This window comes from Bradyrhizobium sp. CCBAU 51765, from assembly GCF_015291725.1.
In the GTDB taxonomy this organism is placed as follows: Bacteria; Pseudomonadota; Alphaproteobacteria; order Rhizobiales; family Xanthobacteraceae; genus Bradyrhizobium; species Bradyrhizobium liaoningense.
Map to the genome: position 1 here is coordinate 5,453,172 of NZ_CP030038.1, position 23,304 is coordinate 5,476,475.

At 65.6% G+C, this 23,304-nt stretch carries 21 protein-coding genes; 2 read left to right on the forward strand and 19 right to left on the reverse strand.

The annotated features are described in order from the left end of the window. Positions 1-44 precede the first annotated feature (44 nt). Together XH96_RS25995 and XH96_RS26000 are read right to left on the reverse strand one after the other, a co-directional pair. Complete coding sequence (locus XH96_RS25995) at positions 45-566, reverse strand: cupin domain-containing protein (RefSeq protein ID WP_194388271.1); 522 nt, start codon at positions 564-566, stop codon at positions 45-47. Positions 567-620: 54 nt separating this feature from the next. Beyond that, positions 621-1,634: a zinc-binding alcohol dehydrogenase family protein gene (locus XH96_RS26000; RefSeq protein ID WP_194388272.1), complete on the reverse strand. Its 1,014-nt coding sequence runs from the start codon at positions 1,632-1,634 to the stop codon at positions 621-623. A gap of 147 nt (positions 1,635-1,781) precedes the next feature. Here XH96_RS26000 and XH96_RS26005 point away from each other — a divergent pair, with 147 nt between their 5' ends. After that, on the forward strand, positions 1,782-2,651 hold the full coding sequence (locus tag XH96_RS26005; protein ID WP_194388273.1) for a LysR substrate-binding domain-containing protein: 870 nt from the start codon (positions 1,782-1,784) through the stop codon (positions 2,649-2,651). A 293-nt stretch (positions 2,652-2,944) separates the two neighbouring features. Here the strand turns inward: XH96_RS26005 and XH96_RS26010 are convergent, their stop codons facing one another. The 6 genes from XH96_RS26010 to XH96_RS26035 all read right to left on the reverse strand — a co-directional run bounded on the left by XH96_RS26010 (position 2,945) and on the right by XH96_RS26035 (position 9,870). Next, a complete protein-coding gene (locus tag XH96_RS26010; RefSeq protein WP_194388274.1) occupies positions 2,945-4,441 on the reverse strand; it encodes an ABC transporter substrate-binding protein in 1,497 nt (498 codons plus the stop codon). A gap of 50 nt (positions 4,442-4,491) precedes the next feature. After that, positions 4,492-5,502 (reverse strand): ABC transporter ATP-binding protein, encoded by a 1,011-nt coding sequence (locus XH96_RS26015; protein WP_194388275.1) that lies wholly within the window; start codon positions 5,500-5,502, stop codon positions 4,492-4,494. Next, a complete protein-coding gene (locus XH96_RS26020; RefSeq protein WP_194388276.1) occupies positions 5,499-6,512 on the reverse strand; it encodes an ABC transporter ATP-binding protein in 1,014 nt (337 codons plus the stop codon). The genes XH96_RS26015 and XH96_RS26020 overlap by 4 nt, the downstream gene beginning before the upstream one ends. A 2-nt stretch (positions 6,513-6,514) precedes the next feature. After that, entirely contained in the window at positions 6,515-7,402 is an 888-nt protein-coding gene (locus tag XH96_RS26025; protein WP_194388277.1) for an ABC transporter permease, read from the reverse strand. After that, on the reverse strand, positions 7,399-8,349 hold the full coding sequence (locus tag XH96_RS26030; protein ID WP_035669781.1) for an ABC transporter permease: 951 nt from the start codon (positions 8,347-8,349) through the stop codon (positions 7,399-7,401). Before XH96_RS26030 ends, XH96_RS26025 begins: the two co-directional genes overlap by 4 nt. A gap of 99 nt (positions 8,350-8,448) precedes the next feature. Beyond that, positions 8,449-9,870 carry an amidase gene (locus XH96_RS26035; RefSeq protein ID WP_194394266.1) on the reverse strand — a complete coding sequence of 474 codons (1,422 nt, stop codon included), beginning with the start codon at positions 9,868-9,870 and terminating at the stop codon, positions 8,449-8,451. 124 nt (positions 9,871-9,994) lie between these two features. Here XH96_RS26035 and XH96_RS26040 point away from each other — a divergent pair, with 124 nt between their 5' ends. Then, positions 9,995-10,882 carry a LysR family transcriptional regulator gene (locus XH96_RS26040; RefSeq protein WP_194388278.1) on the forward strand — a complete coding sequence of 296 codons (888 nt, stop codon included), beginning with the start codon at positions 9,995-9,997 and terminating at the stop codon, positions 10,880-10,882. Positions 10,883-10,888: 6 nt separating this feature from the next. Here XH96_RS26040 and XH96_RS26045 read toward each other — a convergent pair whose 3' ends face one another. The 11 genes from XH96_RS26045 to XH96_RS26095 form a co-directional block, all read right to left on the reverse strand. Continuing rightward, positions 10,889-11,824: a carbohydrate kinase gene (locus XH96_RS26045; RefSeq protein WP_194388279.1), complete on the reverse strand. Its 936-nt coding sequence runs from the start codon at positions 11,822-11,824 to the stop codon at positions 10,889-10,891. Between the two features lie 5 nt (positions 11,825-11,829). After that, positions 11,830-13,473 carry an FGGY-family carbohydrate kinase gene (locus tag XH96_RS26050; RefSeq protein ID WP_194388280.1) on the reverse strand — a complete coding sequence of 548 codons (1,644 nt, stop codon included), beginning with the start codon at positions 13,471-13,473 and terminating at the stop codon, positions 11,830-11,832. Positions 13,474-13,512: 39 nt separating this feature from the next. Beyond that, positions 13,513-14,286, reverse strand: a complete 774-nt coding sequence (locus tag XH96_RS26055; RefSeq protein WP_035669759.1) for an SDR family NAD(P)-dependent oxidoreductase — start codon at positions 14,284-14,286, stop codon at positions 13,513-13,515. A 31-nt stretch (positions 14,287-14,317) separates the two neighbouring features. Then, entirely contained in the window at positions 14,318-15,325 is a 1,008-nt protein-coding gene (locus tag XH96_RS26060; protein ID WP_035669757.1) for an ABC transporter ATP-binding protein, read from the reverse strand. 15 nt (positions 15,326-15,340) lie between these two features. Beyond that, complete coding sequence (locus tag XH96_RS26065) at positions 15,341-16,171, reverse strand: carbohydrate ABC transporter permease (RefSeq protein ID WP_194388281.1); 831 nt, start codon at positions 16,169-16,171, stop codon at positions 15,341-15,343. 3 nt (positions 16,172-16,174) lie between these two features. Next, positions 16,175-17,047 (reverse strand): carbohydrate ABC transporter permease, encoded by an 873-nt coding sequence (locus XH96_RS26070; RefSeq protein WP_131870100.1) that lies wholly within the window; start codon positions 17,045-17,047, stop codon positions 16,175-16,177. 84 nt (positions 17,048-17,131) lie between these two features. Then, a complete protein-coding gene (locus tag XH96_RS26075) occupies positions 17,132-18,475 on the reverse strand; it encodes a sugar ABC transporter substrate-binding protein (protein ID WP_371739881.1) in 1,344 nt (447 codons plus the stop codon). A 404-nt stretch (positions 18,476-18,879) separates the two neighbouring features. After that, positions 18,880-19,830: a sugar-binding transcriptional regulator gene (locus XH96_RS26080; RefSeq protein ID WP_194388283.1), complete on the reverse strand. Its 951-nt coding sequence runs from the start codon at positions 19,828-19,830 to the stop codon at positions 18,880-18,882. A 7-nt stretch (positions 19,831-19,837) separates the two neighbouring features. Further along, positions 19,838-20,500: an HAD family hydrolase gene (locus tag XH96_RS26085; protein WP_194388284.1), complete on the reverse strand. Its 663-nt coding sequence runs from the start codon at positions 20,498-20,500 to the stop codon at positions 19,838-19,840. Positions 20,501-20,571: 71 nt separating this feature from the next. Further along, positions 20,572-22,488, reverse strand: a complete 1,917-nt coding sequence (locus XH96_RS26090; RefSeq protein ID WP_194388285.1) for a nitric oxide reductase activation protein NorD — start codon at positions 22,486-22,488, stop codon at positions 20,572-20,574. Between the two features lie 7 nt (positions 22,489-22,495). Continuing rightward, positions 22,496-23,302 (reverse strand): CbbQ/NirQ/NorQ/GpvN family protein, encoded by an 807-nt coding sequence (locus XH96_RS26095; RefSeq protein ID WP_194388286.1) that lies wholly within the window; start codon positions 23,300-23,302, stop codon positions 22,496-22,498. Positions 23,303-23,304 lie beyond the last annotated feature (2 nt).

Here is a 23,304-nt window from a genome sequence, read left to right on the forward strand (position 1 = left end):
TTTCAATGATGAGACCCGATGCACCTTGCGATCGGGTCGCCATCTCATTTTGACGACGCCGCGATCGAAGGGACCCCGTCGATCCAGTCCTGGCGTTGCGGAGAGAAGAAATCGATATCGATCGTGTCTTCGGTGCAGACAAACTCATGCGGTGTATTCGGTGGAATGATCATGACGGTCCCCGCCGTCATGACGAACTTCTTGCCTTGCGAGCTGACCTCGCACCGCCCTTCGGTAATCCACGTGATCTGCTCGTTCGCGTGATGGTGCAGCGGGAAGACGCCTCCCTTCTTCACGATCCATTTGACGAACGTGGATTGCGCGCCAACCAGATATTGCCGTTGCACCAGGGGAGATATCTGTTCGATTGGCTGCTGGTCGAGCTGATAGAGGGCCGGAACCATCGCCGAATGGCCGCTGACGCTGGGCTGTATCCCGCTTTCAGGCGCGTCCGTGACGACAGGCGCTGCCGATAGTGAAGGCGCGGGGCGGTTCTGGGCGGTTGCAGGCGCGATCAAGGCTGATCCCGAGAGAAGCAGCGCAATGGCAGCGGGGTTGAGCTTCATTGGTCTTTCCTGAACTGATGGATGATTGCGACGGGCTCCGGCCTGAGCATGGCGTCAGAATCCCGATAGAACCGTCTTGCCGATGCTCCCGCCGCTTTCGACTTTCGCATGCACGCGCTTGAGGTTGAACGCGTTGATGGGGCCGGCCTCTTCCGTCAAAGTCGTGCGCAACAGCCCGGCATCGACGAGAGCCCCGACCTCATTGAGCAAATGGTGCTGCATGATCATGTCAGGCGTCTGGTACAGCGTGGGTGTGAACATCAGCTCCCAGTGCACCGAGACGCTCTTGCGCTTGAGGCTGACGATATCGAGGACGCGGGGGTCGTCGATGAGCGCCAGCCGGCCGTGCGGCGCGATCGCTTTCGCGATCGCAGGCAGATGCCTGTCGGTAGCCGTGAGGCCCGCAACATATCTGACCTCCTCGATGCCGATCTCGTTCAATCCCCGGCCCAGAGGGTGATGGTGATTGATGACATGATGGGCACCCATGCTGCGGCACCACGCCTCTGTTTCCGGCCGTGACGCGGTCGCGACAATGGTCAGTCCCGTCAATCGCCGCGCCAACTGCGTCAGTATCGATCCCACACCGCCCGCGCCGTTGATGATCAGCAGCGCGCCGGACTGGGTCTTCACCCCATATGAAATAGCAAGGCGCTCAAACAGCAATTCCCATGCGGCGATCGAGGTCAGAGGAAGCGCCGCCGCCTCACCGAAGCTCAGCGTCCTTGGCTTGCGGCCGACAACGCGCTCGTCAACGAGATGGAGCTCGCTGTTCGTGCCCGGTCGATCGATCGCGCCGGCGTAGAAGACCTCGTCTCCCGGCTTGAACAGCGTTACATCCGGGCCGATGGCGTCGACGACACCAGCGGCGTCAAATCCGAGAATCCGGACCTTCCCCTCGGGCGGCGACATTCTCGCCCGCATTTGCACGTCGGCGGGATTGACCGAAACCGCCTTGATGGCGACACGCAGGTCATGCGGACCGGGCTGCGCAGCCGGCAGTTCGAGATCGACAAGAGAGTCATCCGCCGAGAGGGGCCCTGCCACCCGATAGCCGACTGCCTTCATCAAGGATTCCTTTCGCCAACCTGACCGACGAAACGCTGCAGAATTCATCCTCCGCGGCGCATGGCTTCACGGGCTTATCGCCGCTTGGCGCTGAGAAGAAAAACGCATAGTTTGAATGGGTCCAGTAGCGAACCTAATAGGTGCGGTATGCGCGACCTCGATCTCGACTTGCTACGTGCGTTTGTCGCGGTCGCCGACGCCGGAAGCTTCACCGCCGCCGCCGACATGGTCAGCCGCTCACAATCCGCCGTGAGTCAGAAAATTCGGAGGCTCGAGGATCTGATCGGATATCCGGTTTTTGACCGGAACAGCCGATCGCTGGCGCTGACGGGTGCAGGTGGCCAATTGCTGATCGGAGCGCGGCGGCTGCTGGACCTGAACGACGACGTCCTGCGCTCGCTTCAGGCCCCACAGACGACAGGCCGCCTGCGCGTGGGGATCTGCGAGGATTTCGTGCCGCTCCAGCTCTCCAGGCTTTTGGCACGCTTTCTTCGACTTCATCCCGGCATTCAACTCGACGTAAACACGAGCTTGACGCACGGCTTGTTTCAAGAGTTTGAAGCGGGCAATTTGGACCTCGTTATCGCAACCCGCGAGTTCAAGGAGCGAGGTCGCGTCATATGGCGCGAACCAATGGTCTGGTTTGCTGCTTCCGACTTCCGGCTCGATCCGCACCGGCCAGTGCCGCTTGTTCTTCTTCAGCCACCTTGCAGTTATCGCGAGCTCATGTTCACGACACTCGACGCGGCGCGGCAGGCGTGGGTGACGGCATGCACCGTGAGCAGCCTGATGGGCGTTCAGGCCGCAGTTGCCGGGGGACTTGGCATCACGCTCCTGGGTCGCTCCTTCATTCAGCAAGGAATGCAGATCATCGATGTGCCGAAGCACTGGCCTCCCCCGCCGATGACGGAGATCATCGTACTCGGCGACGACACAGCCGACAAATCGCTCGCTCAACCTCTGTTGGAATTTCTTATAGAGGGAATGCAGATGCCTCCACTTGCGCGAATTGACTAGAGCGCTGGGAGCATCGCGTCGGAGGGCGGCTTCATGGTGGGCCTCGCCTGACGGCGCGTCCCAAACCAGGAAACCGCCGACGATCGCATCATGCCAGTGTTTTGCCCGACGGGTCAACGTCGGCCTTTTCGCGCAGACCACGCAGGGTGCAACGCGCAAGCCTTTAACAAGCCTTTGAAATGACTGGCCCCCGCCTACTGTGCATGGGGTTGTTTTTCAGGTTTCTTGTTTTGGAGCCCGTGATCTTCTCTCGGGAGAATGGACACGATCCTTTCGACCTGGTCTCGCGCGCCCTACTCCCAATACCAGGTCGAGAAATCGTTCTCGTATTGCGGCACGTCCTTCCAGACGCCCTTCAGCTTCTTGTTGGTGATGGTGATCAGCTGCGGCTGGTAGAGGTAGGCGGAGACGGCGTCGGTCGCGAGCATGCGCTGGGCGTCGCCGAGCAGCTTGGCGCGTGCCGCCTCGTCCGGCGTCGAGACGATCTGCTTGTAGAGCGCGTTGAACGTCTCGTTGTTGTAGCCGAGGTAGTAGTCCGGCTCGGTGATCTTGACGAGGTCGAACGGCTCGACGTGGCTGACGATGGTGAGATCGAAATTGTGTGGACCGTTGGGCGCGAACACCTGCGACAGCCACTGCGCCCATTCGACGTTCTCGATCTTGGCGACGATGCCGACCTTGGCAAGCTGGGCTGCGACGATCTCGCCGCCCTGCCGCGCATAGGACGGCGGCGGCAGCTTGAGCGAGAGCTCAAGCGGGGTGGTGACGCCGGCCTCGGCGAGCAGCTTCCTGGCCTTCTCGGGGTCGTAGGGATTGATCCCGGTGGTGTCGACAAAGCCGAGCGCGCCCGGGACGTAGAAGCTGCCGATCGGCGTGCCGAATCCATCGACGGCGCCCTCGATGATCGCCTTGCGGTCGATCGCGGCGAGGATGGCGCGGCGAACGCGGACGTCGTCCAGCGGCTTCTTCCGGTGGTTGATGCCGACGATGGTCTTGGCCCTGGAGCCGCCGACCATGACGTTGAAGCGCGGATCGGCCTTGAACTGCGCGATCGCCCGCTGTGCCGAGACGCGCGGAAACGCGTCGACGTCGCCCGAGAGCAGCGCCGCGGTCTGCGCCGCCGGCTCGGAGATGAAGCGGATCGTCACCTTGGACAGCTTGACCGCGGCGGCGTTGCGGTAGTCGGCCCATTTGGTCAGCGTGATCGAGGAGCCCTTGGCCCAGGCCGCGAGCTGGTAGGGCCCTGTGCCGACCGGCTGCGTGACGTTGGTGGCCGCGCTCTTCGGCTCCACGATCGAGCCGCTCGCCTGCCCGAGCAGGAACGGCAGGTTCGGCTCGCCATATTTCATGGTGATCACGATGGTGTCGGCGTCGGGCGCATCGACCTTCTCGATGGCCTGGAACAGGCTCTTGTCCTTGTTGGTGCTGGTCGGCGCGGCGTTGCGCTCGAACGAGAACTTCACCGCGGCGGAATTGAACGGCTCGCCGTTGTGGAATTTGACGCCCTTGCGCAGCTTGAACGTGTAGGTCTTCAGGTCGGGCGAAGCGGTCCAGCTCTCAGCCAGCAGCGGCGCGACCGAGCCATCCTCGTTGATCTTGGTCAGCGTCTCATAGATGTTGTAGAGCGTGACCTCGGCGATCGCAGCGGCAGCGGCATTGGTGGGATCGAGCCCCGGCGGCTCCAGCGCCATCGCCATGACGACGCTGTCCTTCTTGCCCTGCGCCAGCACCGGCAAAGGCGCTGCGGCAAGTGTAAGGGCAAATGCGACGATCGACAGTTTCCTGAACATACGTGACTCCCCGGCCTGTGCTTAAGCCTACGCCAATCCTGTTGCGAACACTAACCTTCCATGGCCGCCTGCGGCAACGCCATCACGGCCTCGGCCTTGTGGCAGGCGGCAAGGTGCCCCTCGCCGACCTTGCGTAACTCAGGCAGAACCTCGCGGCAATGCTGGTCGGCGAGCGGACAGCGCGCGACATAGGGGCAGCCGGTCGCCGCCGCCGATTGCGAGGCGATCGCCTGCGCTCCGCGCCGCCGCCGGCCCCCGACGGGGCGCGCCCGCGGCACGGCATCCAGGAGCGCCCGCGTATAGGGATGGGCGCAGCGCTCGAACAGATCCTCCGGTCGCCCCTGCTCGACGATCCGGCCGAGATACATCACCGCGACCTCGTCGCAGAGATAGTCGACGACGGCGAGGTCGTGGCTGATCAGGATGTAGCTGAGGCCGAACTGCTCCTGGAGGTCCTGCATCAGGTTCAGCACCTGCGCCTGCACGGAGACGTCGAGCGCTGAGACTGGCTCGTCGGCGACGATCAGCTTCGGCTGGGTGATCAGCGCACGCGCGATCGCAATGCGCTGGCGCTGGCCACCGGAGAATTCGTGCGGATACTTGTCCATGTCCGCATCGCGCAGGCCGACCTGCCGCAGCACCGCGGCGACGCGGTCGCGGAACGTGGTGCGGTCCGCGCCTTCGAGCACGGTCAGCGGCTCGGCGACGATGCGGGCGATGGTCTGGCGCGGATCGAGCGAGCCATAGGGGTCCTGGAACACCATCTGGAAATCGCGCCTTGCGCGGCGCAGCTCGTCTGCGGAGATGCGGTTGAGATCGCGACCGAGCAGCGCGACCTCTCCTGACGTCGGCCGCTCCAGCGCCATCACCAGCCGCGCGAAAGTCGACTTGCCCGATCCGGATTCGCCGACGACGCCGAGGCTCTTTCCGGCGGCGACCTGCACGCTCACGCCGTTGAGCGCACGCACCTGTCCCGGCGGCCGGAACAGGCTTTCGCGCGGCAGCGCGTAACGCTGCACCAGATCCTTCACGTCGAGAAGAGGCTCCGCTGCGGCGGTCATGCGGTCAGCGCTCCGACGCGCTCGGCCATCGACACATCCGTCCTGATGCAACGCACGAGGTGGCCGGGGCCAACGTCCACCATCGGCGGCAGGGCAGCGCGGCATTGATCGATCACGAGCGGACACCGATCGGAGAAGGTGCAGCCGGACGGCAGATCGGCGAGCTCCGGCACCGTACCCGAGATGGTCTTCAGCCGCGTCCCCTTGCGTGCCCCGAGCTTCGGCCGCGCGCGAAACAGGCCCTGCGTGTACGGATGTCCCATCCGGCGGAATACCTCGTCGGTCGGCCCGCTCTCGACGACGGCGCCGCCATACATCACCATCATGCGCTGCACGTTCTCGGCGATGACGCCGAGATCGTGCGAGATCAGGATCATCGACATGCCGCGCTCCTCCACGAGATCGGCGATGAGGTCGAGGATCTGGCCCTGGATGGTGACGTCGAGCGCGGTGGTCGGCTCGTCCGCGATCAATAGGTCGGGCTCGCAGGCGAGCGCCATCGCGATGGTGATGCGCTGGCGCTGCCCGCCGGAGAACTGATGGGGATAGGCGTCGACGCGCCTGACAGCATCGGGCAGCCCGACGCGGTCGAGCAAGGCGATCGCCTCTTTCCGTGCCTGCGCCGCCGAATATTTCTTGTGACGCCGCAGCGGCTCGGCGACCTGATGGCCGATCGTGTGCATCGGGTTGAGCGCGGTCATCGGCTCCTGGAAGATCATGCTGATGCGGTTGCCGCGCAGGCTGCAATAATCGGCATCCGAAAGCCCGACGAGCTCCTTGCCATCCAGCTTGATGCTGCCGGTGACGGCCGCACTGTCCGGCAGCAGGCCCATCAACGACAGCGCGGTGACCGACTTGCCGCAGCCGGATTCGCCGACGAGCCCGAGCGTCTCGCCGCGCTGGAGAGAGAAGCTGACACCGCGCACCGCCTGCGCCGGCCCGCGGCTGGTGTTGAGGCGGACGCCGAGATCGCTGACTTCGATCAGCGGCATGTTGGAGCGCTCGCCCATCACTATCGCTCCCGCGCCAGTCTGGGATCGAGCAGGTCGCGCAATCCGTCACCGAGCAGGTTGAGGCCGAGCACCGCGATCGCGATCGCCGCACCCGGATAGACCGCGAGCATCGGCGACTGGAACAGCAGCGTCTGCGCATCGTTCAGCATCCGCCCCCAGGACGGCTGTGGCGGCTGCGTGCCGAGGCCGAGATAGGACAGCGCGGCCTCGGCGAGGATGGCGAGCGCGAACTGGATGGTGACCTGCACGATCAGGATCGACAGGATGTTGGGCAGCACGTGCTCGATGGTGATGCGAAAGCGCCCCTTGCCCGCGGCGCGTGCGGCGAGCACGAATTCGCGCGCCCAGATCGCATTGGCCGAGCCGCGCGTCAGCCGCGTCAGGGTCGGGATCTGGAAGATGCCGATCGCGATGATCGAGGTCACCATGCCAGGCCCTGCCACCGCGGCGAGCATGATCGCGGAGAGCACGGCCGGAAAGGCGAAGGTAAAGTCGGAAAAGCGCATGATGATCTCTTCCGTCCAGCCGCGCCGGGCCGAGGCGATCAGGCCGAGCGTGACGCCGAAGGTGAGACCGATACCGACGGCGATGACGCCGACCATGATGGTGGATCGGGCACCGGCCAGCAGCAGCGAGACGATGTCGCGGCCGAAGGAATCGGTGCCGAGCCAATGCGCCGCCGAGGGCGGCCGGAGCTTCGATGCGATGTCGATCTCGTAAGGAGACCAGGGCGTCCACACCAGCGACAGCAGCGCGGAGGCGAGCACCAGCAGGCTCAGCGCAGCGCCGAGCACGAAACTGCGATGGCGCAGTGCTCGACGGAAAAACGTGCGGGCCGGCAGCGGCTGCACAGCGAGCGGCGCATCAATGGTGACGGGCGCGCTCACAGGTCATGCACCTTGATGCGGGGATCGATGAAGGCGTAGAGCACGTCGACCACGAAATTGACGATGACCACCATGGCGGCGAGCAGCATCACGCAGTTGCGCACCACGATCAGATCGCGGTTGGCGATCGACTGGAAGATCAGCCGGCCGAGGCCCGGCAGGTAGAACACGTTCTCGATCACGATGGTGCCGGCGAGCAGATTGGCGAATTGCAGCCCCATCACCGTCATCACGGGGATCATGGCATTGCGCAGCACGTGGCTCCACAGCACCTCGCGCTTGCCGAGGCCCTTTGCGCGCGCAGTGCGGACGAAGTCTTCGCGCAGCACTTCGAGCACGGCCGAACGCGTGACGCGCGCGAGGATGGCGGCCTGCACCACTGCGAGCGAGATTGCCGGCAGCAGCAGCGACTTCACGCCGAGCCAGATGCCGTCGTCCCAGCCGGCAAAGCCGCCCGCCGAGAGCCATTGCAGCCGCACCGAGAACAACAGCACCAGCAGGATGGCGAACCAGAAGTTTGGCAGCGCGATGCCGACCTGGGTCAGCGACATCACGCCGACGTCGCCGAGCTTGTTGTGATTGGCGGCGGTGTAGATGCCGGCGGAGAGCGCCAGCGTCACGGTGATGGTCATGGCCATGATCGCGAGCGGAATGGTCAGCATCAGCCGCTCCGCGATCAGGCTGGCGACCGGCGTCCCGTAGGCATAGGAGTTGCCGAGATCGCCGACGAGCAGCCCCTTGATCCAGTGCAGATAGCGGACCGCGAGCGGCTGGTCGAGCCCGAGCTTGACGGTGAGCGCGCGAACCGCATCCGCCGAGGCATCGGCGCCCATCAGCATCTGCGCGGCATTGCCGGGAAGCGCGTCGAGCACCAGGAAGATGATCAGCGATGCGCCGACCAGCGTCGCGAGCAAGGTCAACAGACGTCGGAGGACAAAGACGCTCATGCGCGCTCGGCTTCAGGGCTCACCTGCGGCACGATCAACATGTCTTGCCCCCGGAGGCAAGTCCCTTGCACACACGCCTCCTGCTGCATGCCCATGTCCTCAAGCCGGCCAGCGGGACAGAAGATCGCTCGAAGCCTCGAACATTGCGCTCACGCGCAGCAATTCCGCATCGGCGCGGAAGCGGCCGACGAGCTGGATCCCGATCGGCAGGCCGTCGCGGGCAAAGCCCGAGGGCAGGCTGATCGCGGGATGGCCGGTCATGTTGAAGGGCATGGTCCAGGGGAACCAGTGCGGCCGGACGCTGTCGAAATGCCGGCCATCGATCTCGATGCTGCCGAACAGGTCCTGCTCGATCGGCAGCGCGGTGCGCGTGAGCGTCGGCATCGCCAGGAAGTGCCCGCGCGCAAGCAGCGATTGCACGCGGCGGAACAGCGCGGTGCGCGCGAACATCGCCTCCTGGTAGTCGACGCCGCTGACTTCGGTGGCGAGCGCGAGCTGCTTGAGAAAGGCCTCGCTCAGCTCGTCCCTGTGCTCGGCCGCCAGTCTCGCGAAGCGCGTGCGCCAGACGGTGTGGTTGATGGCGCGCCAGATCGGCTCGATGTCGAAACCATCGCCGGAGAACTCCTCGAGCTCGGCACCGAGCCCCGCCAGCCGGTCGAGGCTCGCCTTGAAACTGGCGGCGACCTCAGTGGACACCGGGCGGCCCGGCGGCGTCAGGCAATACAGGATCCTCTGCCCACGCAGATCGCCGCGCGGGGCGGCCATGCCGACGAAATCGGGCACGGGCACGCCGATCGACCAGGGATCGCAAGGATCCTCGCCAGCCATCGCCTGCATCATCAACGCGGTGTCGGCGACAGTGCGGGTGGTCGGCGTGACATAGGTCTGGTTGCCGAACGCATCCAGCGCCTGGCTGTGCGGGATGACGCCGTTGCTCTGCTTCAGCCCGACCACGCCGTTGCAGGCGGCCGGAATTCGCGTCGAGCCGCCACCGTCGGTCGCGATCGCGAGCGGTGCGATGCCGCTGGCAACGGCGACCGCCGCGCCGCCGCTGGAGCCGCCGGAGGAACGTTCCGCGCTCCACGCATTGCGAGTGCGGCCGAACAAGGGCGAGTCCGTGAGGCACTTGCTGCCGAACTCCGGCGTCGTGGTCTTGCCGATCAGGATCGCTCCCTCGCGGCGCAGCCGCGCCACCGCCACGGCGTCCTCGTTCGGCACATTGCCCTTGTAGGGAACGGCGCCGAAGGTGGTCCTGACGCCCTTGGTGTTGACGATGTCCTTGACGGTGACGGGGATGCCGTGCAGCAGGCCGAGCGGCTCGCCGGCCATCACCTTGCGCTCGGCTTCGCGCGCCGCTGCAATCGCCTCATCGCCGCACAGGGTGATGAAACAGTTGAGCGCGGGCTGGAGCGCTTCGGCGCGCGCGAGAACGGCTCGGACGATCTCGACCGGCGAAATCCGCTTTCCGGCGATGAGGCCGCGCAGCTCGGTTGCGGACAAGCGACAGGGATCGCCGTTCATGGTCACATCGCGCTCCGAAGCGGGCCGCCATTGGCCCGAAGACGTTGACAGCAAGAATGACAGCCTTGTTAACTCGCCGTCCAATACGTTTTTTGCCGTCAGCCCATATATTTTCGGTATGCCAATGGATCTTCGCCGGCTCCGCTATTTCGTCGCCGTCGCCGAGGCGCGCAGCGTCGGCAAGGCCGCCGAGCGGCTGCGGATGGCGCAGCCGCCGCTCTCGGTGCAGATCCGCAAGCTCGAGGCCGAAGTCGGCGCGCCCCTGTTCCGCCGCGGCACGCGCGGCATGGACCTGACCGAGGCCGGCCAGGCCCTGCTGGCGCGCGCCGGCGAGGCGCTGGCCCTGGCGGCCGACGGCGTCGAAGCCGCGCGCGCGGTCGCGGCCGGACGGCGCGGGCGGATCTCGATCGGCTACATGTTCGCGCTGGCAAACGCGGTACTGCCGCGCCTGATTCCCGAGTTGCGGCGTTCCATTCCCGGCATCGAGCTTCATTTTGCCGAGCTCAGCGCCTCGACGCGCGAGGCGCGGCTGCTCGACCGCAACGTCACGGTCGCGCTGTGCATGCCGGCGATCAACCATCCCGAAATCCAGGTGGCGCGGGTCGGCGCGCAACCTCTCATGCTGGCGATGCCGATCCGATCGCCGCTCTCCCGCCTCGGCGCGGTGCCGATGGCGAAATTGCACGGCCGGCCGCTGATCGCGCTGCCGCGGCCGGAGCAGGACCCCGCCTCCTCTGCGGTGACGGCGTTGCTGCGGCGACATCAGGTGGTGATGCCGATCGCCAGCCGGGTTGAAACCGTGCATTCGGCGATGAGTCTCGTGCTGGCCGGCGAAGGGCTCGCGATCCTGCCCGCCTGTGCCAAGCTCGGCGCGCCGCAGGGCATCGTGTTCCGGCCGTTGCGGGACGCAACCGACTCCATCGACGTCGCCGTATGCTGGCGGCGCGACTCGCACAGCCCGCTGATCCGTACCTTCCTCAAGTGCGCCGAGAAGGTCGTCGCGCCAATGTGACGCGAACTACCAACTCCAATTGATCTCATGGCTCCAGGGTGGATCGGCGCCCGGGCGGGTGCAGGTCAGGCCCGCGCAATTGGCGGCAAAGGACAGTGCGCGGCGGAGCTCGTCCGCTCCGATCTTGATCAGGTTCTCGCGCACCAGCCAGCCCTGCTTGTGCAGGGCGAAGAGCAGCGCCGCCTGAAAACTGTCGCCGGCACCAATGGTGTCGGCAACCTCGACCTTCGGCGCGGGAACTTCGATCTGCCCTGCCCCCGCGTGCCACGCGATCGCGCCGTCGTTGCCGCAGGTGATGACGATGAGGCTTGTACCCTGTGCGAGCAGCGTGCGGGCGCACTGATGATACGGCTCGTCGCCGAAGAGATAGGCGAAATCGACGTCTGACATCTTGATGAGATCGGCGCTTCCCGCGAACTCGGCCATGCGCGCGAGATAGGCCGGCTTGTCGCTGACGAGGTTCGGGCGGCAGTTCGGATCGAAGCAGATCGTGGACGACGCACGCGCGTCCGCGATCAGCGCCTTGGTCTCGGCCGCGCCCTGGTCGTTGACGAGCGTGGTCGAGCCGACATGAACCGCTTCGACGCTCGCGAATGGAATGGACCCACGCCGGTAGGTCCAGTTCCGCGTCGCGGTCTCGGCATCATAGAACGCGTAGTGCGACTCGCCCGCGACGATGCGGACAAAGGCAAGCGTGGTCTGGTGGTCGCTGCGGGTGGCGGGACTGATATCGACATTGGAGGCCGCGGCGTGATCGGCGATCATTCGCCCGAACAGGTCGGTCGAGACGCCGCCGACGAAACCGGTCGGTGCGCCCAGCCGCGCCATACCGATCGCGACGTTGAGGCAGGAACCGCCGACCGCCGGCATCACGGCCTCGCGCCCGTCGATGTTTCGCGTCGGTACGAAATCGATCAGCGCATCGCCGCAGGCAATCAGCATGTCCTTCAACCTCGTTCGACGCTGCGCATCGCCGCGCGGCTACCGCGATCGACCTCGCGCAGCAGCTTGTAGACCTCGCGCTTACGGGCGTGAAACGCGGCCATGTCCGGCGCAGTCGGCTCGCTCTTCCGCCCCAGCGCCGACATTTTGGCCATGGTCTCGGCGATGGTGGCATAGGCGCCGCCGGCCACCGCCCCCAGCATCGCGGCGCCCAGCAGCACCGGCTCCTTCGTCTGCGGCAGCGCGACGCTGAGATCGGTCGTATCCGCCATGATCTGCCGCACCAGAGGACTACGGCTGGCGCCGCCGCCCATGATCATGATGTTCGAGCGGACGCCATGCGCGGCAAAGGCTTCGATCACCTCGGCAAGACCATAGGCGAGCCCGCAGAGGCCGGCGACGAACAACCGCTCCATGGAGGCAACGTCGGTGTCGAGATCGAGACCGGCGATCACCGCGCGCGTCTCAGGGTCGGCATAGGGAGAGCGGTTGCCGATGAATTCAGGCAGCACATGAACGTCACGCGCGAGCAGCGCGGCACGACTGGCATCGCCGGCGCGCGCCATGATGCGGCGCTCCAGGAAGTCGATCAGGTCGAGGCCCTCGCTGCGTGCCGCCGCGCCCGCCTCGCCGAAACCGGGATGCGACTTGAGGAGATGGTCGATCGCCGCGCCCGCGGCCGACTGGCCGCCCTCGTTGAGCCAGAACTCCGGGACCATGCCGGAGTAATAAGGCCCCCACACGCCGGGAACGAAGCACGGCTCCTTCGTCGTCGCCATGATGCAGGCCGACGTTCCCATGATGTAGGCGAGGCGGTCGCTGACATCGCCCGCCCCGCCTGCCCCATCGCGACCGCCGATCGCGCCGACACCGCCGGCGTGCGCGTCGATCAGCGACGCGCCGACCGGCGTTCCCGGTGCCAGACCGAACTCGGCCGCGGCAGCACGCGTGAGGCCTGCGCCGAGCCGCGTGCCGGGTGCGACGATCTCGGTGCCGATGCGCGCGTAGTTCTCGGCGACGAAGTCGGACAGGCCGATGCGCCTGAAGAACGGCGCACTCCAGCCGCCATCATGGGCGAGGTAGTTCCACTTGCAGGTGACGGTGCAGGTCGAACGCTGCAGTGCGCCGGTCGCACGCCAGGTCAGATAGTCGGCCAGATCGAAGAAGTGACCGGCGCCGTCAAAACTCGCGCGCAGATGCCGCTTCAGCCATAGCAGCTTCGGCATCTCCATCTCCGGCGAGATCGAGCCGCCGACATAACGCAGCACGGCATCCTCGGTCTCGTTGATCAGCCGCGCTTCGGCGGTGGCGCGATGGTCCATCCAGACGATGACGTTGCGCTGCGCCTCGCCGGACGCGCTGACGGTGAGTGGCTCGCCTTGCGGATCAAGCACCACAAGGGAACAGGTGGCGTCAAAACCGATGCCGCCGATGCTGTCGGGTGCAATCGCGGCCTCCGCCATCGCCGCCTGCACCGACTTGCAGCAGGCCTCCCAGATGTCCTGGGAGGACTGCTCGACGATGTCGCCGGCCTCCTGCCAGATCCGGATCGGATGCCTGGCGGTGGCGAGCAGGATACCGGCCTCGTCAAACACCCCTGCCCGCGTGCTCGTGGTCCCCACATCGACGCCGATATACGCTCGCGGCATTGTCGCTCCCGGTCGCTTCTCGCCAGTTTTGACGCAAGCCTACCAGCAAGTGTAGCCGCCATCCACCAGCACGATGCTGCCGGTCATCAGGCTCGCGGCTTCCGAGGAGAGGAACAGCACGACGGAGGCGATCTCCTCGACCTGCCCCATCCGCGCCATCGGAGTTCCGCCGATCCAGGCGTCGTACATCTTCGGATTGCTCTTCACGAAGGCATTCAGCGGCGTTTCGATATAGGTCGGCGCCACCGCGTTGACGCGGATGCCACGCGCGCCCCATTCGGCGGCGAGCGACTTGGTCAGATGATGCACGCCGGCCTTGGAGGCGTTGTAAAAGCACTGTTCCTGCGGCTTGTTGACGATGAAGCCGGACATCGAGCCGACGTTGACGATGGCGCCGCTCCCGGCCTTGAGCATGTGCTTGCCGAATTCGCGGCAACACCAGAACGTGCCATTGAGGTTGACGTCGATGACGTTGAGCCAGTGCTCGTCGGTCACGGTCTCGGCCGGGGTCTCGCTGCGCGCGATGCCGGCATTGTTGACGAGGATATCGACCTTGCCATGGCGGGCGACGAGGTCGCTCGCGACCTCCGCCACGCGCCTGGTGTCGGTGACGTCCATGATCGCGGTCTCGATGTCGAAGCCCTTCGCCTTCAGGCCGGCTTTGGCGCTGTCGGCGACCTTGCCGTCGCGGTCTCCGATCACGACCCTGGCGCCGGCCTCGGCCAGCGCTTCGGCGCAGGCGAGGCCAATGCCCTGGCCGCCGCCGGTGATGAACGCGGTCTTGCCGTTCAGCTTGAACTTTTCGAGGTACATGATCGTCTTTCCGTTGTCTCGTCGTTTCTTGTCAGCCCCGAAGAGCGTTGCCGCTCGCGTCGAAGCGGTGGATGCGCGCGGGATCCGGCAGCAGCGACACGCGGTCGCCGGCATGCAGGCTCAACTCGCCGATGTAGCGCGCAGTCAGCATGCCGAGCGGACCGGCATCGACGTAGAGAAACGTGTCGCTGCCGAGATGCTCGGCGACCGCGATCGTCCCCTGCCAGCCGCCACCGCCGTCACGCTCGATCCTGAGGTGCTCAGGCCGCACGCCGATGGTGGCGGCGCCACGCTGCAAGGCGAGCTCGCCGGTGACGAAGTTCATCTTGGGCGAGCCGATGAAGCCGGCGACGAAGAGGTTGGCGGGCTTCTCGTAAAGCTCCAGCGGCGAGCCATATTGCTCGATCTTGCCGCTGTTGAGCACGACGATCTTGTCGGCCATGGTCATGGCCTCGACCTGATCGTGGGTGACATAGATCGCGGTGGTGCCGAGCTGCTTCTGCAGCCGCGTCACCTCGATCCGCATCTGCACGCGCAGCGCCGCATCGAGATTTGAGAGCGGTTCGTCGAACAGGAAGGCCTTGGGCTCGCGCACGATGGCGCGGCCGATGGCGACACGCTGACGCTGGCCGCCGGAGAGCTCGCGCGGCTTGCGGTCGAGATAGGGCGTGAGGTTCAGCGTCGCAGCGGCCGCCTCGACCTTGCGATTGATCTCGTCCTTCGGCAGCCCTGCCATCTTCAGGCCGAAACCGATATTGCCGCGCACGCTCATATGCGGATAGAGCGCATAGGACTGGAACACCATCGACAGCCCGCGCTTGGCAGGGGGCGTATCGACCACATTCTTGCCGTCGATCAGGATCTTGCCGCCAGAGACGTCCTCGAGGCCCGCGATCAGGCGCAGCAGCGTGGTCTTGCCGCAGCCGGAGGGACCGACGAACACCACGAAGGAGCCGTCGGAGATGTCCAGGTCGGCGCCCTTGATGATGTGCACGGGGCCGAAGGATTTTTGCACGCCCTGGAGTGTGATCTGACCCATGATCCGCAAGCCCCTCTACTTCACCGCGCCAAAGGTAAGCCCGCGCACGAGCTGCTTCTGGCTGAACCAACCGAGGACGAGAATGGGCGCGATCGCCAGCGTGGACGCCGCCGACAGCTTCGCCCAGAACAGCCCTTCCGGACTCGAATAGGACGCGATGAACGTGGTGAGCGGCGCCGCGTTCGAGGTCGACAGATTGAGCGTCCAGAACGCCTCGTTCCAGGCCAGGATCAGGTTGAGCAGCAGGGTCGATGCGAGCCCCGGGATCGCCATCGGCGTCAGCACATAGACCAGCTCGCGGCCGATGGTGGCGCCGTCCATGCGCGCGGCCTCCAGGATGTCGCGCGGGATCTCCTTGAAATAGGTGAACAGCATCCAGATCACGATCGGCAAATTGCCGAGGCAGAGGATGAAGACGAGGCCGATGCGGGAATCGAGCAGGCCGAAGGACTTGTAGATCAGATAGATCGGCACCAGCACGCCGACCGGCGGCATCATCTTGGTCGAGAGCATCCAGAGCAGGATGTCCTTGGTGCGCCTGGTCGGCGAGAACGCCATCGACCAGGCCGCGGGAATGGCGATCAAGAGCCCTATCAGTGTCGAGCCGCCAGCGATGATGATCGAGTTCATCGCGTGGTGGAAATAGTCGCTGCGCTCCTGCACGGTCGCGTAATTCTCCGTGGTCCAGTGGAAGAACAGGAAGGACGGCGGTATCGCAAACGCCTCGAGCTCCGTCTTGAAGCTCGCCAGCACCATCCAGAGGATCGGGAAGAAAATCAGGAAGCCGGACAGCCAGGCTGCCGCCGTCGAGATCACCACCCGCCGCGTCGTCGCCATCCGCGCCATGCTTCAGGCCTCCAGATTGCGGCCGACGATGCGGACCAGGAAGAAGGCGACGATGTTGGCAATCACCACGGCGACGAGGCCGCCCGCGGAGGCGGTGCCGACGTCGAACTGGATCAGCGCCTGCGAATAGATCAGGAAGGCGATGTTGGTGGTCTGCAGGCCAGGCCCGCCGCCGGTCGTGACGAAGATCTCGGCGAACACCGTCAGCAGGAAGATGGTCTCGATCAGGATCACCACGGTGATCGGACGCGCGAGGTGCGGCAGCGTGATGTAGATGAAGGTCGAGACAGCGCTGGCGCCGTCCATCTCCGCGGCCTCCTTCTGCTCCTCGTCGAGCGATTGCAGCGCGGTGAGCAGGATCAACGTCGCGAAGGGCAGCCATTGCCACGTCACGATCAGGATCACCGCAAACAACGGCACGTCGTTGAACCAGTCGATCGGCGTCAGGTGAAACAACTGGGCGAGCCAGGCGAACAGGCCTGACACCGGATGCATCAGCAGGTTCTTCCAGACCAGCGCGCTCACGGTCGGCATCACGAAGAATGGCGCGATCACCATCAACCGGACGAAATTGCGTCCGATCACGGGCTGGTCCATCAGCAACGCCAAGGGGATGCCGAGCAGGATGGTCAACGCCAGGACCGAGCCGACCAGCACCAGCGTGTTCCGGAGCGAGGCGAGGAAGGCAGGATCGGTGAGGAAGTAGCGGAAGTTTTCGAGGCCGACGAACGATTCCGAGCCGGGATCGAGCAGGCTGTAGTGCAGCGTCGAGAAATAGAGCGTCAGCGCGAGCGGGACGATCATCCAGATGAACAGCAGCCCGACCGCCGGCGCCAGGAGCGAGCGCGCGAGAAGCTGCGTCTGCCGGGTTGCCATTCTTGGCGCTCCGCTCGGAGGAAGAAGGGCGGCCATCCAGCAAGGATGGATGGCCGCAAGTTTGAGCTCAGGGAGAGCCCGGGTTCACTTGATGTAGCCGGCGCGCTTCATCTCGCGCTCGGTAGCGGACTGCGCAGCCGTGAGCGCTGCATCGACCGTCATCGATCCCGCAAGCGCCGCCGAGAACTGCTGGCCGACCTGGGTGCCGATGCCCTGGAATTCAGGGATCGCGGCGTATTGCACGCCGACGTAAGGAACAGGCTTCACCGTCGGCTTGTTGGGATCGGCCGCATCGATCGAGGCCAGCGTCAGCTTGGCGAAGGGCGCAACCTTCAGATAGTCCGGGTTCTGGTAGAGCGAGGTGCGCGTGCCCGGCGGCACGTTGGCCCAGCCGTCCTTCGACGCCACCAGCTTGGTGTAGTCCTTGCTGGTCGCCCAGGCGATGAACTTCTCGGCAGCTTCCGTCTTCTTGGAGCCGGCCGGGATCGCGAGATTCCAGGCCCACAGCCAGTTGGCGTTCTTGCCGAGCCCGGTGTTAGGCGCGAGCGCGAAGCCGACCTTGTCGGCGACCTTGGAGTCCTTGGGATTGGTGACGAAGGACGCCGCGACCGTGGCATCGATCCACATCGCGCATTTGCCCGCGTTGAACAGCGCCAGGTTCTCGTTGAAGCCGTTGGAGCTTGCGCCCGGAGGACCGGCCTCCTTCATCAGATTGACGTAGGTCGTCAGCGTCGCCTTCCATTCCGGCGTGTTGAACTGCGGCTGCCACTTCTCGTCGAACCAGCGCGCGCCGTAGGAATTGGCCATCGCCGAAAGGAACGCCATGTTCTCGCCCCAGCCGGCCTTGCCGCGCAGGCAAATGCCGTAGGTGCCGGCGCCCTTGTCGGTGAGTTTCTTGGCGGCATCGACCACGAAATCCCAGGTCGGCTTCTCCGGCATCTTCAGACCGGCCTTCTCGAACAGATCGGTGCGATACATCACCATGGAGCTCTCGCCGTAGAACGGAGCGGCATAGAGCTTGCCGTCGGCGGAGACCGAGTCCTTGATCTTGGGCAGGAGGTCGGCGACGTCGTAATCGGCGCCGAGATTGGCAAGCGGCACCAGCCAGCCCTTCTTGGCCCAGATCGGCACTTCATAGGTGCCGATGGTGAGCACGTCGAACTGACCGCCCTTGGTGGCGATGTCGGTGGTGACGCGCTGGCGCAGCACGTTCTCCTCCAGCGTCACCCATTTCACGGTGATGTCGGGGTTCTTCTTGGTGAACTCACCCGTCAGCCCCTGCATACGGATCATGTCGCCATTGTTGACGGTCGCGATCGTGAGGGTGGTTTCGGCCATCGCGGGGACGGCCAGCAGGACAGACGCGCCGCAGACGGCGCCGAGGACGTATTTCACGGTGACCTCCCTTGGACTCGCGCTTTTGAGCATATGCCCACGCGTTGGGCGTATGTTCAACGCAAGGGCCACACGTTGTCAAGCAGCCGGGCGGATGTTCCAGCAACTTATGAGTGCTGCGGTGCGGAAGGAGACCGAAAGTGTTGCCTAGAGCGTTTTCGAGCGAAGTGGACACCGGTTCGCGTCAAGAAAACGCGTCAAAACAAGAATCTAGAGCCCCGTTCCGATTCCATCGGAACGGAAAAGGCTCTAGCCTAGCTGTCATGCTCCGCGACCCGGCTACGCCAAGGCTTCGCCGGGGTTGAGGTCTAGGGGGGCGCCGAAGCTTAGGCGGCAAGCGGGGCATCCGGTACTCCGTGCCCCAAGATGGGCCGCGACGTACTGGATCATCCGCCTTCGCGGATGATGACAGCGGCGCAAGTGGCGAGACCGCCCGCCTACCGCTCCAGAATCGCCCGTGCCGTCGTCTCGTCGGTGATCAGCCCGTTGATCAGGCCCCCGTTCAACGCCGCGGCGATCGCCGTAACCTTGGCCGCGCCCACTGCCGCGCCGATCGTCGTGGTCTTCGCCGGCACTTCCGGCGGGATGCTGGTCAGGCGCTTGTTGGTGCCGGCTTTGAGCAGACGGCCCCTGGAATCATAGGCCCAGCCGGTGATCTCGCCGATGGCGCCAAGCCGCATCATCTCGAACAATTCGTCGCGGGTGACGAAGCCGTCGATATGCACCTGCGCCTTCTGGTCCATCTGGCCGATGCCGACGAGGCGCAAGTCGGCCCTGGCCGCGACCGCTTTCACCTTGGCGATCGGCTCGATGCGCACCATCTTGTTGCGCTCGTCCTCCGACGACATCAGGAACGGTAGCGGCATCGGATAGTGCCGCGCGCCGGTGCGGTCGGCGAGCCGGCCGACGGTGTCGTAGAAGCTCGCCGAACCGTCGGCGGAGATGTTGCCGACCAGCGAGACGATCTGGTGATTGGGCCGCTCGATCGGCGTGACGCGCTCGACTGCGGCGCGCACCGCCCGGCCGGTGCCGAGCGCGACGATGACGGGCGTCTCCGATCTCAGCGTCGCATCCAGCAGGTTGGCGCAGCGTTCGGCGATGCCGGCGGTCGCCTGCGGCGCGGCGGGATCGGCCGGCACCACCTCGCAATGGACGAGATCGAATCTCTCCTTCAGCCGCGACGCCAATTCCATGCAGGCAGCGATGGGATGCTCGAGCCGGAAGGTGATGAGACGTTCGGCCAGGCACAGCGACACCAGCCGCTGCGCCGAGGCGCGCGAGACCTGGAGCATCCTTGCGATCTCGTCCTGGGTATGGCCGGCAATGAAATACAGCCAGCCGGCGCGCGCGGCATCGTCGAGCCTCGACTTGTCGTTCTCGGCGGCCATGCGGGCCTCACGCCTCCCAGAGATCGCTCATATGCGCAAAGACCCGATCGGCCCCGGCGGCGGACAATATAGCGCGGCCGTCGCGCGCGCGATAATGGCTGCCACCGACAAATCCCCAGACCGTCATGCCGGCCGCCTTGGCCGCCTGCACGCCGCTGACACTGTCCTCGATCACCAGCGTGCGCGAAGGTTGCGCCCCCATCTTCTCCGCCGCGTAGAGGAAGAGATCGGGCGCCGGCTTGCCGCGCGCGACCATCTGCGCGGTATAGATCCGATCGCCGAAATGCGCCCGCAGATCGGTGACGTCGAGCGAGAGCGAGACGCGATCGATGTCGCTCGACGAGGCCACGCAGACCGGCACGGTCAGCCCCGAGATCACCGCCCGTACCCCTGCGATCGGCTCGAGCGAGGCGGCAAACGACTCGAGCACGCGCGACTTCAATGCCGGCAGGAAGCTGTCCGGTAGCGACTGCCCGAGATCACGATAATGCTGCTCGATCGCCTTGGTGCTGCGCCCGAGAAACAATTCCAGCGCCTGCGCCTCGCTGAGCGTGAACCCGAACCCGGCCAGCACTTCGGTCAGGCAACGACAGCTCAACAGCTCGCTGTCGACGAGCACGCCGTCGCAGTCGAAGATGATCAGATCGGGTTGTGGCCGGCCTTCGTTCATCCAGCCATTCGATCATATACTCAGTTCCTGAGCAATAGCTCACCCCAAACAACCGAATTGGGCTTGCCGGGTCAACGCACCACCTGCCGATAGATCGCCGGCAGCGCTGCGGGCAATCGCTTGATGTTGCCGACGATGGCGTAGCCGCCGCGCCCGAACAGCGTCGGAAAGTAGGTTTGTGCCGCCGCGTCGATCGTCACGCCGAACACCGCGATACCGAGCCGGCGCGCTTCCCGCACGGATTTCCTGGTGTCTTCGACCGCAAAGCGCCCCTCATAGTGATCGACGTCGTTCGGCTTGCCGTCGGTTAAGACGAGCAGCAGCCTCTTGCGCTGCGGCTGGCGCGCAAGCTCGGCGGAGGCGTGGCGTACCGCCGCGCCGATCCGCGTGTAATAGCCGGGCCTGAGCGCGCCGATGCGGCGCTCGACCACGCCGCTCATCGGCTCACCGAACGCCTTGACTGTCTCGAGCCGCACCCAGGAGCGCCGGCGCGAGGTGAAGGTCAGGATGCTGTGGTGATCGCCGCAAGCCGACAGCCCGTGTGCGAGCACCAGCAGCGCTTCCTTCTCGACGTCGAGCACGCGATAGCCGTCGACCCAGGCATCGGTCGACAGCGAGACGTCGACCAGCAGCGTGACGGCGAGATCGTGCCCTTGGGGGCGCATCGCAACATGAATGCGATCGAGACCGCCGCCGCTCCCGGCACTGAGATCGCATCGCGCGCGCACCAGCGCGTCGAGGTCGAGATCATGTCCGTCGCTCTGGGCGCGCATCATCTCCTGACGCGGACGCAGGACCTCGAAGCGGCGACGCACCTGGCGAATGTGTCGGCGCGTGGCTTCATCCGCCATCCAGCTCTCGCCTTCCTCGGACGCCACAGCCCCGAGCACCCGGCAATGATTCGGCAGGTAGGAGTTGCTGCGATAGTCCCATTCGGGATAGGTCAGGTCCGCATTCAGCTGCGAGGCGTCGAGGGCCTCCGGCGGCAGGTCGAGATCGAACTTGAACCGGCTCGCCGGCTTGCCGCTGCGGCGGCTGAGCGTGATCTCCTCGAGATCGTCGACTGCCTTCTGCGCATCCTCGTCCTCGCTGTCATCAGCCGGACGGTCGACATTGACCATCTCGGCCATCGCGAGGATCTTCTCGAACCGGTTAAGCACGAAGGGATCGCGGCGATTTGCATTGTCTTCGCGCTCGCGGACGGCGAAGCGCTTGCGGTCGTCCTTCGCCGCGGCCTCCGCGCCCGGTGCGCATTCGTCTTCGCACGCATGTGCGGGCGAGAGCTCGCGCGTCCAGCAATCGCCCCAGAGCGGACACGGCAGGATCGCGCGATAGCCCGGCGGCGCCTTGTCCGGCATCGGGCTTGTCCCCATCATAGCCGGCCACAGCCTGCCTGCAGGCGCCTTTCCGGTTCCGAGCAGGGCCAAGACGATCTGCTCGATCTCTTGCTCGGTCCGCGGCAAAGGGCGACGAGGCCGGGCCTCGGCGGCGGCTGCGGCAAGCTGCGCGTAATCGGCGACGAGCCCTGGGAATTGCGTGAGCACCCAGACCGCGGTCTCGCTCGCCCGGCGCAATACCAGAAGGTCCCGCCGCAGCGGATCGGCTTCCGCGACCGCCTCGATCGGCGCGGCTGCGAACCACGCCGCAAGCCAGCGATAGAGCGTTGCGTTCAGGGCCCGGTCGGGAAAGATCGCGATGCGATCGGGCAGGAAGATGGTTGCCGCGTCGCGGCCCGGGTGCTCGAACCGCTCGTCTCCGAGGCCGATGCGCTGCCGCCAGCCGAGACGATGGCCTGCCCTGCGCGCGCCTGCGCTCGCGATCTGAACGCCGGTCTCGCCGCCAAGCGCACGGAATATCACCGCAAGCCGGCTCCTCACCTCTGCGAGCGTGACGGCGTGATCGTCGTGCACCGGATAGCTCGCGACGCCGCCGACCATCCGGTGCCAGGCGCGGCCGACCGTCTCTTCCAGTTCGAGGAAGTCGAGCATGGCGGCATCACCCGATCACGGCACGCGCGACGTCCAGCAACGCCGCCTTGACGTCGCCATCGTCGGTCAGCGGCTCGATCATGCCGGCGAGCACCGCATCCGCCGTCGGCATGCCCGCGGCAATCAGCGTCGCGCAATAGACCACGAGCCGGGTCGAGACGCCCTCCTCCAGATCGTTCCCCTTGAGCGCACGCAGCCGGCCAGCCAGCCCAACCAGCGGTCGCACGCGCTCCGGCGACAGTCCGCTTTCGGCGGACACGACGGCGATCTCCTGCTCGGGCGGCAGGAAGCCGAATTCGATGGCGACGAAGCGCTGCCGCGTCGAGGGCTTGAGCGCCTTCAGCAGCGTCTGATAGCCAGGATTGTAGGAGACGACGAGCATGAAGCTCTTTGGCGCCGCGAGTTCCTCGCCGGTGCGTTCCAGTGGCAGGATGCGGCGGTCATCGGTCAGGGGATGCAGCACCACGGTGACGTCCTTGCGCGCTTCCACGACTTCGTCGAGGTAACAGATGCCGCCCTCGCGCACCGCGCGCGTCAGCGGACCGTCGGTCCATACCGTGTCGCCGCCCCGCAGCAGGTGGCGACCGGTGAGATCGGCGGCGGTGAGATCGTCGTGGCAGGCGACGGTGTGGAGCGGCAGTCCGAGCCGCGCCGCCATATGCGCGACGAAGCGCGTCTTGCCGCAGCCGGTCGGCCCCTTCAGCAGAACCGGCAGCTGATGCCGCCAGGCGTGCTCGAACAGCGCGCATTCATTACCATTGGCGACATAGGCCGGCAGCGCGGGCGCAGCGACGGCGTGAAGGGCAGCTTTCATGG